The organism is Micromonospora avicenniae, from assembly GCF_900156065.1.
Taxonomy (GTDB): Bacteria; Actinomycetota; Actinomycetes; order Mycobacteriales; family Micromonosporaceae; genus Micromonospora; species Micromonospora avicenniae.
The window spans coordinates 206,273-222,460 of the sequence record NZ_FTNF01000004.1 but is presented as its reverse complement, the minus strand read 5'-3'; the positions used below and the strand labels follow the sequence as shown (position 1 = coordinate 222,460).

Here is a 16,188-nt window from a genome sequence, read left to right as displayed (position 1 = left end):
GGCCGTCACACCTCCTCGTCGCTGAGGGAGGGGTCACACCGCGCTGCGCGGTGTGACCCCCCGGGAAACTCACTGCGGGCCGACGGCGGCCCGAAACTCAGTGCCGAACGATACCGTCACCGGACGGCGTCGCGAGGTCCACATTGGTCTCCTCCACGCGGGTCAGTAGCGAGCGCAGCGAATCCACCTTCGTGCCGTCTCCCCGGGAGAGGCGGACGAGGCCGTCCATGATCGACGTGACCAGCTCGACCTGGGTCTTGAGCCCGTCGTGGATCTGCTTGTCCACCTTTGCCCGCACTCCGCCGGGCGGGTTGTTCAGCTCGACCACCGAGGCGAAGTTCTTGTTCACCGCGAGCATTTCGCGGTGCGCCGGTTCGAGCTTGCCGCCGCGCAGCAGGTCGGTGTTGGCTCCGACATTAACCACGGTTCACCTCCGGGTCTCCGCCGGTCGGCGGCTTCGCGCCGCCGAACGACTCGTTGATCGACTGCATCGCCTCGTCGAACATCTGGTCGGCGGTCTTCGAGCCGCGCAGCAGACCGGCCAACGGCAGTCCGGGCGGCAGGATCGACTCGAAGAGCTTCATCGCCTTCTCCCGCGCCTCCTCCCGCGCCGACTTGACCGTCTCCACCAGGAGACCGGCGAGCTCCGCCGGCGCCATCGTGCGGTACGCGTTCGTCGGAAACTTCACCTCGACCAGATCACCCCGGCCGTCCACGGTGATGCTGACGGCCCGGTTCTTGGCCGTCACCGTCGTCTGCGCCCCCGACATCTGCTGCTCGACACCGCTGATCGCGGCCTTCTTCTCCTCGAACTCGGCGTACGCCTGCTCGATCCGGTCGTACAGCGGACTGGTCATCCGGTTCTTCCTCTCAGTTGCCGCGACGGACCTGCTGGCCGCTGCCCCGACCCGGTCCGTACGGGGATCCGGGCGTCTGTGGCGCGGCCGGCGACCAGGGGGTGCGCTGCCCGCTCGACGGTTCGGTGACGTCGTCCCGGCCGATGACCGCGGGCGCGACGTCCGGGTCGGTGCCCCAGACCTCCTCCTCCTCGGCCAACCAGGTGGTGCGTTCGCGCTCCTTCTCCTGCTGGGGGTTGCCCGCCCCCATACCGCCCATCGGCGGCATCATGGGTGGGTAACCCCCGGCGGGCCCGAACGCGCCGGCCGCGCCGTTCGGCCCCGGCTGACCGCCGACGCCGGGGACCAGGTCGAAGCCGGTCCCGCCGCCGCTGGCCGGTGCCGGACCCAGCGGACCGAGCATCATTCCGTTGGGTGAGGGGCTGTTGGAGCCCCAGCCCGAGCCGGTGCCGCCGTTGCCGAAGCCGGCGCCACCGAAGCCGTCGAAGTCGGAATGCGAGCCGGGGGCCCCGCCGAAGAAGTCGTTGCCACCGATGCCACCGCTGCCCGAGCCGCCCAACCCCGGAAGGTCGCCGCCGGCACCCGGACCGTCCAGGCCGGGGAAGTTCCCGCCCGCGCCGGGGCCGTCGGAGCCGCCGAGACCGGGAACGGTGATGCCCGAGTTGGAGCCGCCGGAGCCGGTGCCGCCGAGGCCGGGGAAGTTTCCGCCGGCGCCGGAACCGCCGAGATCCGGGAGATCGCCGATGGACGACGGCCCCTCGTCGAAGTCGCCACCGGTGGTCGGTCCGTTCTGCGGCGGGGGCTTGTCATCGTTGCCGCGTGGACCGTTCAGGCCGCCGCCGGTGAGTCCGGGCAGACCACCGAGACCCAGGTTGCCTCCGAAGCCGGCACCCCCGCCCGTGCCGGATCCCGACCCGGTCAGACCGTCCAGCCCCAACCCGCCGCCGCTGCCGTTGCCGTTGAGGCCGCTCGTGTTCAAGCCGCCGGTGCCACCGCCGCCGGAGCCGTTGAGCACGTCGTCCAGGCTGAGGTCGCCACCGCCACCCCCGCCGCCGCTCAGCAGGCTGTTCGCGTCGAAGCCACCGCCGCCTCCGCCGCCGCCGAGCAGGCTGTTCGCGTCGAAGCCGCCCCCGCCTCCGCCCCCGCCTCCGCCTCCGCCTTTGTTGAGGATGTCGTCGAGGTCGAGGCCGCCTCCGCCTCCGCCTCCGCCTTTGTTGAGGATGTCGTCGAGGTCGAGGCCGCCTCCGCCTCCGCCGCCACCCTTGTTGAGGATGTCGTCCAGGTCGAGGCCACCGTTCTCGCCGTCGTTGCCGAGGTCGTCCTTCGACGGCGGCGGGGGCGTGTACGTCCTCGGGTCGACCAGGTTCCGGTAGGTCGTCTCGAAACTGTCGTGCAGGTTGCGGTACTGCGTCGTCATCGCGTCGTTGAGTACCTTCGCCGCCTCGGCGAAAAACGCGTGCATGTTGTTGTTCAGGTCGGAGAGTGCCTGACCGGGGTTGATGAAGTCGTACGTCTTCGCGCCGTTGCCGATGTCGATCGTGATGGGCCAGGTCTTGAGCTCGTCCCAGACCACGAGCTTGTGCTCGTCCCAGGCTTGGCCGTTCCAGTCGTCGGTTTCCTTGCCCAACTGGTCGATGGCCCGCTCGATGTCCCGCATCGCGGCCTCGACCATCGCCCTCGGGCTCCGTCCCGGATGCTTGTCGAACGCCTCCCACGCCTTCGCGATCTCCGACAGGAAGGTCTGTACCGCGTCACCGTTGCGGTGCAGCATCGCGACCCAGTCGTCAGCGGTCCGGAGGTCCTCCCGCAGCAGCAGCATCTCGTCCCGGAGGTTCGTCAGCGACTCGCGAAGCCCTTCCGCCGCCGCGCCCTTGAACCCGTCGCCGAGATTGTCGACCTCCGTCTTGAGCTGCTGGGACGCCGTGTCGAGCCACATCGCGAGGTTGTAGAAGCTCTCCGCGGACTCGTGCAGGGTGGCCGAGTCGAGCGGCGGCGGCAGTGGCGGACGGAACAGCGCGTCGCTGGAGCTCTTGTGGAACTGATTCCAGTAGTCGTCGGGCGAGTAGTCGCCCGACTTCTCGAACCAGTTCACCTTTCCCTTGATGATGTAGTACGCGGCGTGGGACTTGCCGATGTGCCCGTCACCGTCGAAGTAGAACTCCTGCGCCGTCCGGCGGTAGATCGTGAACTCGTTGTTCGCCGGCGTGCCCATCGGGTCTTCCCAAGGCTTCGCCTTCGAGTCCACGTAGGTGCCGGCGGCCGACAGGCTGATCCAGGGCGGCTGGGTGAACTGCCGACTGTCCATGTCGGACGCGCTGAGCACTTCCCGCAGGCCCTGTTCCCAGGGCGGCAGGTTGTTGGTCAGCGGATTTGGCTGAGTCATCGGGACCTTCGATCACCGCGGAGAGGACGGTCGTGAGGGTTTGGATCGGGGCTGATCAGGCCTTGTTGCTGCCCGTGCCGGTCGGACCGTTGTTGCCGAGCCCGGTCGACGAGGCGTACGAGGTGTTGGCGTTCTCGATGTCGTCGCTCGACGCGATGATGCGCTCGAGGTTCTGGCCGTAGCTCGACAGCTTCTGGTCGTAGGCGGCGAGTCGCTGGTCGACCTGGCCGCCCACGGTCCGGACCCGCTCGCGCAGGTCCTTGCCGGCGGCGAAGTTGTCCGAACCGGTGCGGACCACGAGGCTGTTCAGGTGGCCGCCGTGCGGATGGGCCATGTCGTTGGGATTCGCGCCGGCCCGGACCGTGGTGACCTGGTTCCTGATCCCCTTCAGCTTCTGGACCACGCCGCGCAGGTACGCCTCGTCGATCTTGATCTCTTTCGGCACCGCCTGGGTTCCTTCCCTTGATCTTTCGCTGCGGACAGGTCCCGGTCGGGCGGCTCAGGAGCTCCCGTGCCGCCCGACCGGCTCAGCCTGTGCCGGGGGTGACCCCCGGTCAGGCGACGAACAGCGTCGCTCCCTGGCGGTCACCGGCGTGGTAGTTCTCGCCGATCTTGCGCAGCTCGGCGACGGCCTTCGCAGTGCCGCTGTTCACCTTCGTCATGCCGCCGTCCCACTTCTTCTGGACATCGTCGTAGTTGGTGATCGTCTGGCCCGCGTTGCTGCTCACGAAGACCTGCACCTGGGACTTCAGTTCCTCCAGGGCCTGGCTCAGCCGCTGGGCGACGCTCTCCAGCTGGCTCGCCGCGGCGTCGACGTCGGAGAGGTCGACGGTGTAAGTGGCCATTGCTCGCTTCCTTCCTGCCTGAGGTGTCGTACGGAGGATCAGTTGGTCCAGCTCGCCTTGGGGGTGAAGGTGTCCGTCTGCAGCGCGATGCTGGCGGCCGCCGCGATGTTGTCGTCCTCGGTGGAGTCCGTGATCGAGGCGAACCGTTGCATGGCCCCTCTGATGTCGCTGAGCCCGGACCGGATCTCCACGATCCCCTGCGAGATCTCCTGGAGCCCCTGCTGGTAGCGCATGGACGCCTGGCCCAGCCAGCGGGCACCGAGCTCCGAGGAACTGTTGATCACCGTCCGCTCCGCCTGCTCCAGCTCGTCCACCATCCGCTGAAAGGCGTAGATGACACTGGCTCTGGTCTCGTCGTCGGATTTTTGCTGAGTCCAACTAGCTGGCACGGCCTTGCTCCTCTCGTCTGCTGTCTTCGGTGGCGACTCCGCGCGGAGTCGTCACCGCGCCTGTGTCTTGCGCTCGCCGGTCGTGTCGCGACCGGCGAGTGATCGGGTGCCGGCGCGCACCGGCGGTGCTGGGACGGCGATCACCTCCCGCCCGTGGCGGATTCCAGCAGGGGGCCGGTGGGCAGCATCTCCAGGAGCTGCCGGGGCACCGGGCGGGCCGTCGCCGGAGGGAAGCCGAGCTGGGTCGCCACCTCGCCCGAACCCACCGGATACTTGATTCCGGCGTCGGTCACCAGGTAGAAGCCCGACCCGGCGGCCTGGTCCGCCCGGCCCGCCAGCACGAGGCCACCGACTCCTGGCTGCACCGCGACCGCTTCGGCGCTGGCGGAGGTACGGGTGACGCCGACCCCGTCGGCGAGGGTCGTGGCCGCGGGGGCGGGCGCGTCCACGGTGACCTCCACCGCGCCGTCCGCCATCGAGTGGCGTACGCACCACGTGCCGTGCTCCGGCGTCTTCGCCAGGCTGGGCGGGGTCGCCGGCAGCGCCGCCATCCAGTCCGGCTGCGGGGCGACCGGCAACGAGGCCAGGGCGGCAGGGCTCAATTCGCGCGGCCGCACCGGCTGCCCGTCGTACACCCGTGCGGTCGCGGGGTCGGCGGCCACCATGGCGTACGCCATCGGGCTCAGCTCGGCCAGGCCGTTCTGCTGGAGCAGGTAGCGCCGCTCCGCACCGTCCGGGGTGCGGGCCGTGAAGAGTTCACCGACGACGCCGCGCCGACCGTCGACCGTACGCCCCGCGCTGCCCCGTCCGGGCAGGTCGGGCGGCGCGATGTCGGCCCCAACCGGTACGGACTCCAGCCAGCCGGCCTCCACCGGGAGTGCGTTGCGGTCGTAACCGAGCACCCGGGCCAACCAGGGTTCGGTCAGCCGGTGCCGCCGCCCCCGCCAGACGAGGAAGCTCTGGTCGTTCGCGGTGACCAGGATCGCCTGGTCCGGGTCGAGCGGCCGGTCCCGGCGCGCGCCGCCGGTCGGCTGCTCGATGCGCACGGTGGTCGCCGTGAAGGTCGTGCCCGCGTCGTCCGGCATGGCCAGCGCGCAGACCGTCCACACCTGACGGTCGACGGTGGTGGCGGTCGGCAATGCGTCGGGTGCGCCGGCGATGCCGAGCGGCTGCCCGTGCGCCACGTCCTTCAACGACTTCCGAGAGACCGTGACGACCTTGGGTTCGCCGCCGAAGAGCAGCCGCGCCGAGCTGTAGTTGAGGACGGGACGCAGCAGGCCGTCGTCGTAGACGTACCGGCTGCCGGTCTCCTTCTCGACCACGAGGACGCCCGACTGCCGCCACTTGGTGGCCCCGCCGGGATAGAAGAATCCGAAGATCACGAAACCGACGAAGACCACCGCGGCCACGAGTACGCCGGCGATCGTGCCGACCACCATGCGGCGGTTCGGGTTCTCCAGGCCGTCCGGCTCGGCGGCGACCAACGCGCCGGTCAGCCGGCCCAGCACGTACGTCTGGGCCTGCACCTGGTCACGGCGGGACTGCACGGCTCAGCCCGCCAGGGCCCGGGCGGCCGCGTACGCGCCGAGCACGGCGAGCAGCGCCGGCAGCATGGCGATGGTCGCGGTGAGCTGGACCACGTCGCCGATCCGTGCCCAGTAGGGCATCAGCCGGCGGTTGGGCAGGAGCCGTCCCAGCAGGAAGAGCAGCGCGCCGGCCAGCGGCAGCAGCGTCACCGGCGCCAGCAGCCGGAGCAGCGACGGTGCCTGCGCCAGGCTGATCACGGTCAGCGCGGCGAGCCCCGCCACCGCCGGCAGGGCGTGCGCGAGCCGGTGCCACGCGCTGGTCATCGGGCGCAGCGCCAGCAGCCGGACGAGCACGACCAGCCCGAGCAGGGTCCAGGCGGCCCAACCACCGGCGAAGGCGACGAGAAGCAGGCAGACAGCGGCCACGGCCGCCGCTCCGGCGTACAGCCCGGTCATGTAACGGTCGGCCACGGCCGTACGTTCCAGCAGCCGCTCGCTCGGCTCGGGGTCGATGTCCTCCTGGAGGTGCTCCGGCTCGGTGGGCAGCGGCGCCAGGTGGATGCGGGCGAGGCGGAAGGCGATCAGCGGGATGCGTACCGTCGCCACGGTGGCCGCCACCGCGACCACCGCCGCGGCCTGGCCCGCGTCCAGACCGACGAAGGCGGACAGCGCGGAGCCGACGGCGGCGAAGAGCGCGCAGGCGACGACCGCGGCGAAGAGCGGTCCCGCCCAGCCGATCAGGACCGCCGCCAGCGGCGCCACCACCAACGCCGACACCGAGGCGGTGAAGACCTCGGGACTGCCCACGACCAGCGGGGAGCTGTCGCGGGACAGGTCGGGGGCGATCATCCCGGCCAGCGCGCCGAACCCGATCGCGGTGACCGCCGACGCGAGGCCGAACGGCCGATCGGCGCCGGCCCGGGTGAGCCCGAACGCGCCGGCCAGCGCGAGCACCGCGACGGCGGCGGCGCACAACGCTCGGGCCAACGGTGGACCGGGCAGGGCCAGCGTCACGGCGCCGAGTCCGGACACGAGCACGAAGGCGCCGAGCGCCGTCCAGCGGATCATCTCCGGACGCCACAGCCCGGATCGGCTGCGAACGCCGGTGGCGATACCGTCGGCCAGGTCGTCGAAGTCCACCGGCGGCAACTGGTCGGCGCGGGGACGCAGGTAGACGGTCTCGCCGTCCTGCAGGCCGAGCAGCGCGACGGTGCTCTCCTCGTCCAGGGGCGGGCCGCCCAGCCGTTGCAGCACCCAACCGCCGTGCGCCAGACCGGCGTCGGCCAGGTTGTCACCGAGGTGGTGGAGCAAAGCGGGAAGCAGGTCCGCGACCAGCACGTTGGCCGGTACGGCCACCTCGATCTGCCGCCCTGGACCGGACACGACGAGGCGGCACATCTCCGCGGGGGCGGTGACGCTCATGCCCTCACGACGGCCGGGAGACGCCGCCGGTTCAAACTTCCCCGCGAACTGTTGGCGACGGCGTTGACCCGATTCGGCTCCGGCTCCGTCATACAGGTGTCGGCCGGCGGCCCACGCGGGCCGACGTGAGCGCAGGAAGCGGGCGACGCCCGTGACGTGGAAGGCTCTGCCCCTTGAGTACGGTGCTGTTCCGCCGCCCCGCACGCCGCAACGGCCCGGAGATGCCGTCCGGCGAGATCAGTCTCCAGGAGCCACCGGCCCTGCCCGAGCCGCAACGCAACGGGCTGCGGCAGGCGTTCCTGATGCTGCCCATGGCGCTGATGTCCGGCGTCATGGTGCTGCTGTTCATCAGCCGCAGCGGTGGGGCGTTCACCTGGATCATCCTGGCGCTGATGGCCGTCGCGCTCGGCGGTCTGGTGGTCGGCCAGATCGCCGTCGGCGGGATGGAACGCAAGTCCCGTCTCGGCGGTGACCGCCGTGACTACCTGCGCTACCTGGCCCAGAATCGCAAGCGGGTACGGCAGCACGTGCTGCGCCAGCGCGAGGCGAGCGACTGGCAGCACCCCGACCCGCACTCCCTGTGGTCGCTGGCCATGACGTCGCGGCGCTGGGAGCGGCGCCCCACCCACCCGGACTTCCTGGAGATCCGGGTCGGCACCGGCGAGCAGCGCCTGGCGGTGCGGATCACGCCGATGCAGACCAAGCCGATCGAGGACCTGGAACCGTTGGCGGCCAAGTCGCTGCGCCGGTTCATCCGCGCCTACACCACCATCGAGGACCAGCCGATCGCCTTGTTCCTGCGCGGCTTCGCGCAGATCCGGACGGCGGGGGACAAGGAGCAGACCCGCGCGTTCGTCCGGGCGCTGCTGGTGCAGCTCGTGAGCTTCCACGCTCCCGAGGAGGTCAGGCTCGCGCTGTGCGTGGCCGACGACACGGTGGCCGAGTGGGAGTGGACCAAGTGGCTGCCGCACCTGCAGCACCCCACCGATCAGGACGCGGCCGGCGCCGTGCGGCTGGTCGGCAGCACGGTGGAGGAGGTGGAGCAGCGGCTCGGCGAGGACTTCACGGCCCGGCCCCGTTACGAGCCGGGCGCGGCCCCGAGCCGGGACGAGCCCTACGTCGTCGTGATCCGCGACGGCGGACGGTTGGGCAACGGCAGCCGGATGGCGACCGCCGGCTACCGCAACGCTGTCCTCATCGACCTGGACGACCCGACGCCGGCCGCCGGGAAGGGCGCGCTCTGCCTGGAGGTGGACGGTGACGACCTGAGCATGGTCCGGCAGGACCGGGTCGGCAGCGAGGTGCGTACCCGGCTCGCCACTCCCGACCGGCTCACCACGGCACGGGCTGCCGTGGTGGCCCGGACGCTGTCGCCGTACCGGCTGGGTGTGGTCACCGAGACGCCGGCGGACACCTTGAAGACCGACTTCGACCTCGGCACGATGCTGCAGATCCCCGACGTGCGGCAGCTGGACCTCACCCGGCTCTGGGCGCCCCGCACGGCAGGGGAGCGGCTGCGCGTGCCCATCGGCATCGACGCCGGGGGCCAACCGATCGCGCTCGACCTCAAGGAGTCGGCGCTGGGCGGGATGGGGCCGCACGGCATGCTCATCGGCGCCACCGGCTCCGGCAAGAGCGAGCTGCTGCGTACGCTGGTGCTCGCGCTGGCCACCACACACTCCTCGGAGACGCTGAACTTCGTCCTCGTCGACTTCAAGGGCGGCGCCACGTTCCTCGGCCTCGACCGGCTCCCGCACACCTCGGCGGTGATCACGAACCTGGCCGACGAGGCCGCGCTGGTCGGCCGGATGCGGGACGCGCTGCACGGCGAGATGGTCCGCCGGCAGGAGCTGCTGCGGCAGGCCGGCGGGTTCAGCTCGGTGCTGGACTACGAACGGGCCCGGGCCCAGGGTGCTCCGCTGGACCCGCTGCCCACCCTCTTCGTGGTGGTCGACGAGTTCAGCGAGCTGCTCGCCACGCACCGCGACTTCATCGACCTGTTCGTGATGATCGGGCGGCTCGGCCGGTCGCTCGCCGTGCACCTGCTGCTGGCCAGCCAGCGCGTCGACGACGGGCGGATCGCCCAGCTGGAGTCCCACCTGTCGTACCGGATCGGGTTGCGGACCTTCTCCGCGATGGAGTCGCGCTCGGTCATCGGGGTTCCCGACGCGTACGAGCTGCCGCCCGCCCCGGGCAACGGGTACCTGCGTACCGACGTGTCGACCCTGATCCGGTTCAAGGCCGGGTACGTCTCGGGGCCGTACCGGGCCACGACCGCCCGGGTGCGGCAGGAGATCGTGCAGCAGCAGGTGGTGCCGTACTCGCTCGACCATGTGCCGTTCCGCGCGCCGGAGCCGGCGCAGGTCGAGCAGGCGGCCGAGGAGGCGGTGGACGGCGACGAGACCGTCACCGAACGCAGCGTGCTCAGCGTCGTGGTGGAGCAGCTGGTCGACCAGGGGCCGCCGGCGCACCAGGTGTGGCTTCCGCCGCTGGACGCCTCGCCGACGCTGGACCAGCTGCTGCCGACCCTCGCACCCGACCCCGAACGCGGGCTCACCGCCGTCGAGTGGCCCGGCAACGGGTTGCTGGTCGCGCCGGTGGGCTTCGTCGACAAGCCGTTCGAACAGGTGCGGGACCTGCTCCTCGTCGACCTTTCCGCCAACGGCGGGCACGTCGGCATCGCCGGTGGACCGCGCAGCGGCAAGAGCACGCTGCTCCGTACGCTGATCAGCAGCCTGGCCCTGACCCACAGCCCGCGCGAGGTGCAGTTCTACTGCCTCGACTTCGGCGGTGGTGGCCTCGGCGCGCTGGCCGACCTGCCACACGTCGGCAGCGTCGCCGGACGTCTCGACACCGACCGGGTCAGCCGTACCGTCGCCGAGGTGACCGGGCTCATCGTGGAGCGGGAACGCCGCTTCGGTGAGCTCGGCGTGGACGGCATGGCGAGCTACCGGAAGCTGCGCGCGGAGGGGCAGGTCACCGAGGATCGGCACGGCGACGTGTTCCTGGTCGTGGACGGCTGGTTCACGCTCCGGCAGGACTTCGAGACGCTGGAGAGCGCGGTGCGGCAGATCGCCGCCCAGGGGCTCAACTTCGGTGTCCACCTGGTGCTGACCGCGTCGCGCTGGTCGGAAGTGCATCACGCGATGCGAGACCAGATCGGCACCCGGCTCGAACTGCGTCTCGGTGACCCGGTCGACTCCACGATCGACCTGCGCCTGGCGGCGACGGTGCCGCAGCTGCCCGGCCGCGGTCTCACGCCGGAGAAGCTGCACTTCCTCGCCGCGCTGCCCCGCATCGACGGGCTCGCCGACGCGTCCAGCGTGACCGAGGGCGTACGCGGCCTGACCGCCATGGTCGGTGACTTCTGGGACGGCCCGCCCGCCCCTCCGGTGCGCACCCTGCCCGCGCTGCTTCCCGCCGACTCGCTGCCCGCGCCGGAGGGCGACGTGCGCATCGCGCTCGGCCTCGACGAGGCCGGGATGCAGCCGGTCTGGCACGACTTCGGCGACGTGCCGCACCTGACGGTGCTGGGCGACACCGAGAGCGGCAAGACGAACATGCTGCGCCACCTGGCCCGGGCGGTGATGGCCCGGTACACCCCGGCCGAGGCCCGCATCATGATCGTCGACTACCGCCGGCAGTTGTTCGACTCGGTGGCGCAGGAGTACCGCCTGGGGTACTCCGTCTCCACCGACTCCACCCGGGAGACCGTGGCGGACGCCGTCGCCGGGCTGGGGCCGCGCATGCCCGGCGCCGACGTCACCCCGGAGCAGCTGCGCCGCCGCGACTGGTGGACCGGTCCGCAGCTGTTCGTCCTGGTCGACGACTACGACCTGCTGGCCGGGCACGACAGTCCACTGATGCCGCTGCTGCCGTACCTGGCGCAGGGCGCGGACATCGGGTTTCACCTGGTACTGACGCGGGGTGCGGCCAACGTCCTGCGGATGTCGATGGATCCGCTGCTGCGCCGGATGCAGGAGACCAACAGCCCGGACGTGGCACTCTCCTGCCCGCCCACCGAGGGTCCGCTGCTCGGCAACACCAAGCCGCGTCACCTGCCTCCCGGACGGGCGCTGCTCTGCACCCGGCGAGGCGCGCGACTGATCCAGACGGCGTGGAGCCCGTTGGAGGCGGAGCAGCCCATCGGCTGACGGCCGGTGACCGGCCGACGTGCTGCCGCCGGGCGGCCGCGCTCGGGTAGCGGTCTTCGGACGCTGTCGAGCTGCCCCAGAAATGGGGCAGCTCGACAGCGCCGGCACCCACCGACGTGGTGGCCCGGGAGGTGGTGCGGCTCGGCGCGATCGACACCGGCTGACGTCATCTGCCGGCGCGTCGCGCCGGTCTGCCACGCCAGCGGCGGAGGATGCCGGCTGAGCGGACGTCAGCGGCGGGCCGGCCCGACCCAGGTGCCCGGGGACCCGGTCAGGCGCGCCAGCGGCGGCGCCGGCCCCACTTCACGGTCATCGCCGACAGGTACGCGAGCCCGGCCAGGCCAACCATTCCGGCGGCCACGGAACCGGCGATCAGCTTCGTCGGCTCGGCCGGCGCGGCCGCCGGCAACGGCCGCAGGACCTGGGGCTGGGACGGCAGCGGGGTCCGGTCCAGCTCCAGCGCGTTGAGCGCGTTGTACAGGTCGAGGGTGCCGTACCCGACGCCGGGCGCGGGCCAGGTGCCGAGCGGGTGCTCGGCGCTCAGCTCTAGTCGGCGGCGGACGTCGGCCTGGGACAGCTTCGGGTAGTGGGCGCGAATCAGCGCGGCCGCTCCGGCCGCGTACGCGGCGGCCACCGCCGGGCCGGCGACGGAGTAGTGCCCATTGCCGCGCGGTGCGACGCTGACCGCGCCGGCGGCGGGAGCCAACAGGTCGACGCCGGCCTCGGGCGGGGACTTCTCGGTCGGTACGCCCTTGGCGTCGATCCCGCCGACAGCGACGACGTCGGGGTGGGCGGCCGGAAACCACGGAGCCGCCCGCTGGGTGCTGCCCGTCGGTTTCGTCTCGTCGGAGACGGCGGCGACGAGCACGATGTCCCGACCGACCGCCTCGCGTATCGCGGCACGAAGCTCCGCGTCAGGGCTGGTGGTGCCGACACCGAGCAGGATGACGTCGGCCTTCGCGGCGGTCGCTGCCCGGATGCCGGCGGCGATCGCGCCCGGGGCGACCTTGCCCTTCGCGTCGACGATGCGGATCGGCAGGATCGTCGCCTCCGGCGCCATCCCGACGAAGCCGCTACCGGTCACGGGGCGGGCCGCCACGATGCCCGCGAGCGCGGTGCCCCGGCCGTAGCAGTCCCGGTCCGCGGCGCCGGAGCCGACCACGTCGGTGCCGGCGCGCACCGCACCGCGCAAGGCCGTGGCGGTGGCGCTCACCCCGGTGTCGACCACCGCCACGACGACGCCCTCGCCGCGCGTCAACGGCCACACCGCCGACGGAAGCATCCGACGCAGGGCCCACGGCGGGCTGTCGACCACCGCCGGTGACTCGCCCACGCAGCCCTCGGTGACCTGGGGCAACGCGGGCGGATCCGCAGCGGCCGCGCGGGCCTGCGCCGGTACCACCGGCACCGCGCCGACGACTCCGGTGAGCAGCAGCGCCGCGACGACCGCGCGGGCCCGACCCGGCCGTGTCACTCGCGTGCGCCGGCCGCGCCGGTTCCCGGCGTTCCGGCGGCGGTCACGGGGACAGCGGCCTCCCCGGCAGCGTCCCTGTCCCCGGGGGCGTCCGCGTCCCCGGGCCCGTCTCCCGAGGTGTCGTCGGCGTCGTCGGTGGTCTCCTCGACCGGGTCACCGGCGGTGGAGGGACGCCTGGCCAGCACCGCGATCGCGGCGATCCCAGCCACGGCCAGCAGGGCGATGATGAGGATCCGCACCGGTCCGGAGCCACCGCCGTCGTCGGACGCGGGTGGCGCCTCCTCGGCGAGGGTCGTGACGACAGCCGAGTTCGGGTCGATCATGCCCCAGCCGGTCGCCGGGTCCGCGTCGGGTCGTCCGCCCCGGTCGGCCGTGGTCATGATCCGGTGTACGACCTGCGCGGCGCTCAGGTTCGGGAACGCGGACCGGACCAGGGCCGCCGTGCCGGCCACGAAGGCGACGGCGTACTGCGAGCCACTGCTGGCACGTATCCCCGTACCGCCGGCGCCGAGGCTGGCCACGTCGATGCCCGGCGCGATCACGTCGGCTCCGGAGGGCCGGTAGTTCGCCGCCGGTTGCCCCTCCGGGCCGACTCCACCGACGCGCAGCAACGCGTCCGGCCCGGTCTTCGGGGCGGGCGACGGCGAGGCGTCGGTGCCGGTCGGCGCGGGAGCCACCACCACGACGTCATGTTCGGACGCCCGGCCGATCGCCTCCGCCACCGCCGGGTCGGCGAGGTCGACGAAGGCGCCGAGCGCGACCACGCGGGCGCCTGCCGAGACCGCGACCTCGATGGCGGTCGCGGCGTCGGCCGGCTTGGACTGGGGTACGTCGCCGACCACCCGCAACGGCAGGATCGTGGTCTCCGGCGCGATTCCGGCGACCGTCGCCGGCTGCGTCCGGCCGGTTCCGGCTGGTGCCGCCGCATCGGCGGGGCGGGCGCCGATGATGCTCGCCATCGCGGTGCCCGAGCCGAGACAGTCGACGTCGCCGCGGCCGGTGCCGGACGGGATGTCCGCGCCGACCGCGACCCGCCCGCCGAGCTCCGGAAGGCTGCCGTCCACCCCGGAGTCGACGACCGCGACGAGCACCCCCGCACCACGCGTACGGCCCCAGGCCTGGTCCGGGGCCACCCGCTCCTGGGCCCAGCCGGAGTCGGGGCGGGACGGCACGGAGCTGGCGCACCGGGACGACGTCGGCGGGCGGGTGCCCTTGCCGGGCTTCGGCGGCCGGGGCGGGTTCACCGGCGGTACGGCCGGCGCCTGGTCCGGTCCGGACGACGGTTGTGTGGGCAACGGGCCGATGCGTACGCCGTCCCCGACGGCGTCCCAGGGCAGGATGAGGGCCCAGCCCGCGCGCAGTTGCCGGGAGTCCGCCAGGGCCTGACCGTCGGCCTGCTTCCGGCCCACGTTGAGCCGGTAGATCTCCTCGGCCCGGTTGGCGGCGCCGAGCAACCGTCCGGCGATCGCCGCCAGGCTCTCCGCGCCGTCCGGGCCCGACGCCACGGTGTAGTACTTGACGTACGCGCCACTGTCCGAGTCCGCGTTGGCCGCGGACGGGGTGGGCGTTGCCGACACCGTGACGGACACCGGCGCCGGGACGGTCGCGTCCGATGTCTGATCCGGCCCGGCCACCTGCGGCAGGGCGGCCACCAGGGCCACGCTGCCGAGCAGGATGGGCCAGGCCCGCACCTTCGCCGTCACCGCCGGCCTCCTTCGCCTCGCCGTGTGCATGTGAACGACCCGTGGTGGAACCGCGCGGTCGCCCTCACCGACGACGCTGCGCCAGGCCCACCGGTTCAAATTCCGATCCGTGAGGTCGAGCAACGTGACAGTCCCGTCGCGCCGCCGGTTCGCGTCAGCGAGTGGACTCGGTGACCCGTACCGACCAGCGGGACCGCACCACCTCGCCGACCAGCACCGGCACCGCCTGGTGGCCGGTCCGGGCGGCCAGGGCGCGCGCCGTGGTCAGTTCCGCCCCACGCAGGCCGCCACTGAACACCACGGCCGGTCCGGCCGGTGCCGCGCTGTCGGCGTCGGGGAACATCTCCAGCCGCTGGTACTCGGCGGGAAGGTCGGGGCCGAGCGCGTCGCCTACGACGATCACCGTCGCGCCCGCCGTACGGAGCTGCTCGGCGACGGCGCGCGCCTGCCGGCGGGCCGCCGACGGCACGCCGGTGATGGTGAAGACGTCGGGTGCGGCGGCGAGGTCGACGAAGAGCCGCCGCTCGCCCTGCCGGCCGAGGACGACGGGCAGGGTGGCGTCCGGCAGCCGGCCGTCACCGACCCAGGCGCAGGGCGTCTCCGCGATGCCGTCGGGTGCGCTGCCGAGCAGCCGTACGTCGAGCCGGTCCGGGGCATCCACGAGGGACTCGAGTTGCACCACCACCCGCCCCGATGCCGCCAGCAGCGACACGGGACGCTCGACGACGGTGGTGGCGGCGGCCTCGGGGGATCCGGTGGCGTCGGCGTTGGTGGCGACCTCGGGGCGGGGGACAGGGCGGAGCTCCGCGTTGTCGGGTTCGGCTTCGGTGGGCTCGGCCGGCCGGGCGGCCTCCGCCGGCTCGGTGCTCTCCGCGGGCTCGGCCGGGTCGGCGGCCTCCGGCACCGTCGATTCGACGGTCTCCGGCGCGACGGTTTCCGGGTCGGCGGGCCGTGGCCGGCGGCCGCCTCGCGCCAGCCGCAGCACGACGGCGAGCAGCGCCGCCATCACGATCAGCCCGGCGGCGCCGACCAGGTACGGGGTGGCGTTCGTGCCCTCCTCCGCGGCGGCGGCCGGCCCGCCAGGCCGCGTGTCCGATGGGGACGGCAGCGGGCCGACGCGTACCGCCGCGCCCTTGGCGTCGGGCGGCAGTTCGAGGATCCAGCCGGGTCGCAGCGCCGTGAGTGGGTCCGTCAGGGTGCCGCCGTCCGGCTGCCGGCGGTCGCGGTTGAGCTCGAAGATCTCTCGGTACCGGTTGCCGTCACCGAGGGTCTGCACCGCGATCTGGTACAGGTACTCGCGCTGGCCGTCGCGGGGCGGCCCGACCACGTAGTACCGGGTCTCGCCCGGGGGCGCCGGGGAACCGGCCGACGCCGACTCGGCCGCATGTGCCGGGACCGGGGCGGCCGGCGCCGCGACTGGCGTGATCATCGGGGC

At 72.7% G+C, this 16,188-nt stretch carries 12 protein-coding genes; 1 reads left to right on the top strand and 11 read right to left on the bottom strand.

Annotated features, from left to right (window positions below):
• Positions 1 to 97: 97 nt before the first annotated feature.
• From BXA10_RS08910 to eccD, 8 genes are all read right to left on the bottom strand, one after another.
• Positions 98 to 424 (bottom strand): hypothetical protein, encoded by a 327-nt coding sequence (locus BXA10_RS08910; RefSeq protein ID WP_076469639.1) that lies wholly within the window; start codon positions 422 to 424, stop codon positions 98 to 100.
• On the bottom strand, positions 417 to 857 hold the full coding sequence (locus BXA10_RS08905) for a YbaB/EbfC family nucleoid-associated protein (protein WP_076469636.1): 441 nt from the start codon (positions 855 to 857) through the stop codon (positions 417 to 419). The genes BXA10_RS08910 and BXA10_RS08905 overlap by 8 nt, the downstream gene beginning before the upstream one ends.
• 13 nt (positions 858 to 870) lie before the next feature.
• Complete coding sequence (locus BXA10_RS32400) at positions 871 to 3,240, bottom strand: WXG100 family type VII secretion target (RefSeq protein ID WP_076469633.1); 2,370 nt, start codon at positions 3,238 to 3,240, stop codon at positions 871 to 873.
• 55 nt (positions 3,241 to 3,295) lie between these two features.
• The gene (locus BXA10_RS08895; protein WP_076469630.1) at positions 3,296 to 3,685 is read right to left on the bottom strand and encodes a hypothetical protein; all 390 of its coding nucleotides are present in this window, start codon (positions 3,683 to 3,685) and stop codon (positions 3,296 to 3,298) included.
• A 109-nt stretch (positions 3,686 to 3,794) separates the two neighbouring features.
• Positions 3,795 to 4,085: a WXG100 family type VII secretion target gene (locus BXA10_RS08890; RefSeq protein ID WP_076469627.1), complete on the bottom strand. Its 291-nt coding sequence runs from the start codon at positions 4,083 to 4,085 to the stop codon at positions 3,795 to 3,797.
• 38 nt (positions 4,086 to 4,123) lie between these two features.
• Entirely contained in the window at positions 4,124 to 4,474 is a 351-nt protein-coding gene (locus BXA10_RS08885; protein WP_139337929.1) for a WXG100 family type VII secretion target, read from the bottom strand.
• A 140-nt stretch (positions 4,475 to 4,614) separates the two neighbouring features.
• A complete protein-coding gene (gene eccB / locus BXA10_RS08880; protein ID WP_076469622.1) occupies positions 4,615 to 6,021 on the bottom strand; it encodes a type VII secretion protein EccB in 1,407 nt (468 codons plus the stop codon).
• A 3-nt stretch (positions 6,022 to 6,024) separates the two neighbouring features.
• Complete coding sequence (gene eccD, locus BXA10_RS08875; RefSeq protein WP_076469620.1) at positions 6,025 to 7,422, bottom strand: type VII secretion integral membrane protein EccD; 1,398 nt, start codon at positions 7,420 to 7,422, stop codon at positions 6,025 to 6,027.
• A gap of 221 nt (positions 7,423 to 7,643) precedes the next feature.
• Between eccD and eccCa the strand changes: the two genes are divergently transcribed.
• Positions 7,644 to 11,576 carry a type VII secretion protein EccCa gene (gene eccCa / locus BXA10_RS08870; protein ID WP_217696749.1) on the top strand — a complete coding sequence of 1,311 codons (3,933 nt, stop codon included), beginning with the start codon at positions 7,644 to 7,646 and terminating at the stop codon, positions 11,574 to 11,576.
• 271 nt (positions 11,577 to 11,847) lie between these two features.
• On the opposite strand, the gene BXA10_RS08865 is transcribed toward eccCa, so the two are convergent.
• The 3 genes from BXA10_RS08865 to BXA10_RS08855 all read right to left on the bottom strand — a co-directional run bounded on the left by BXA10_RS08865 (position 11,848) and on the right by BXA10_RS08855 (position 16,182).
• The gene (locus BXA10_RS08865) at positions 11,848 to 13,050 is read right to left on the bottom strand and encodes a S8 family serine peptidase (RefSeq protein WP_076469616.1); all 1,203 of its coding nucleotides are present in this window, start codon (positions 13,048 to 13,050) and stop codon (positions 11,848 to 11,850) included.
• A complete protein-coding gene (locus BXA10_RS08860; protein WP_076469614.1) occupies positions 13,047 to 14,753 on the bottom strand; it encodes a S8 family serine peptidase in 1,707 nt (568 codons plus the stop codon). Before BXA10_RS08860 ends, BXA10_RS08865 begins: the two co-directional genes overlap by 4 nt.
• Before the next feature lie 154 nt (positions 14,754 to 14,907).
• Entirely contained in the window at positions 14,908 to 16,182 is a 1,275-nt protein-coding gene (locus BXA10_RS08855) for a LysM peptidoglycan-binding domain-containing protein (RefSeq protein ID WP_139337927.1), read from the bottom strand.
• Positions 16,183 to 16,188: the final 6 nt, after the last annotated feature.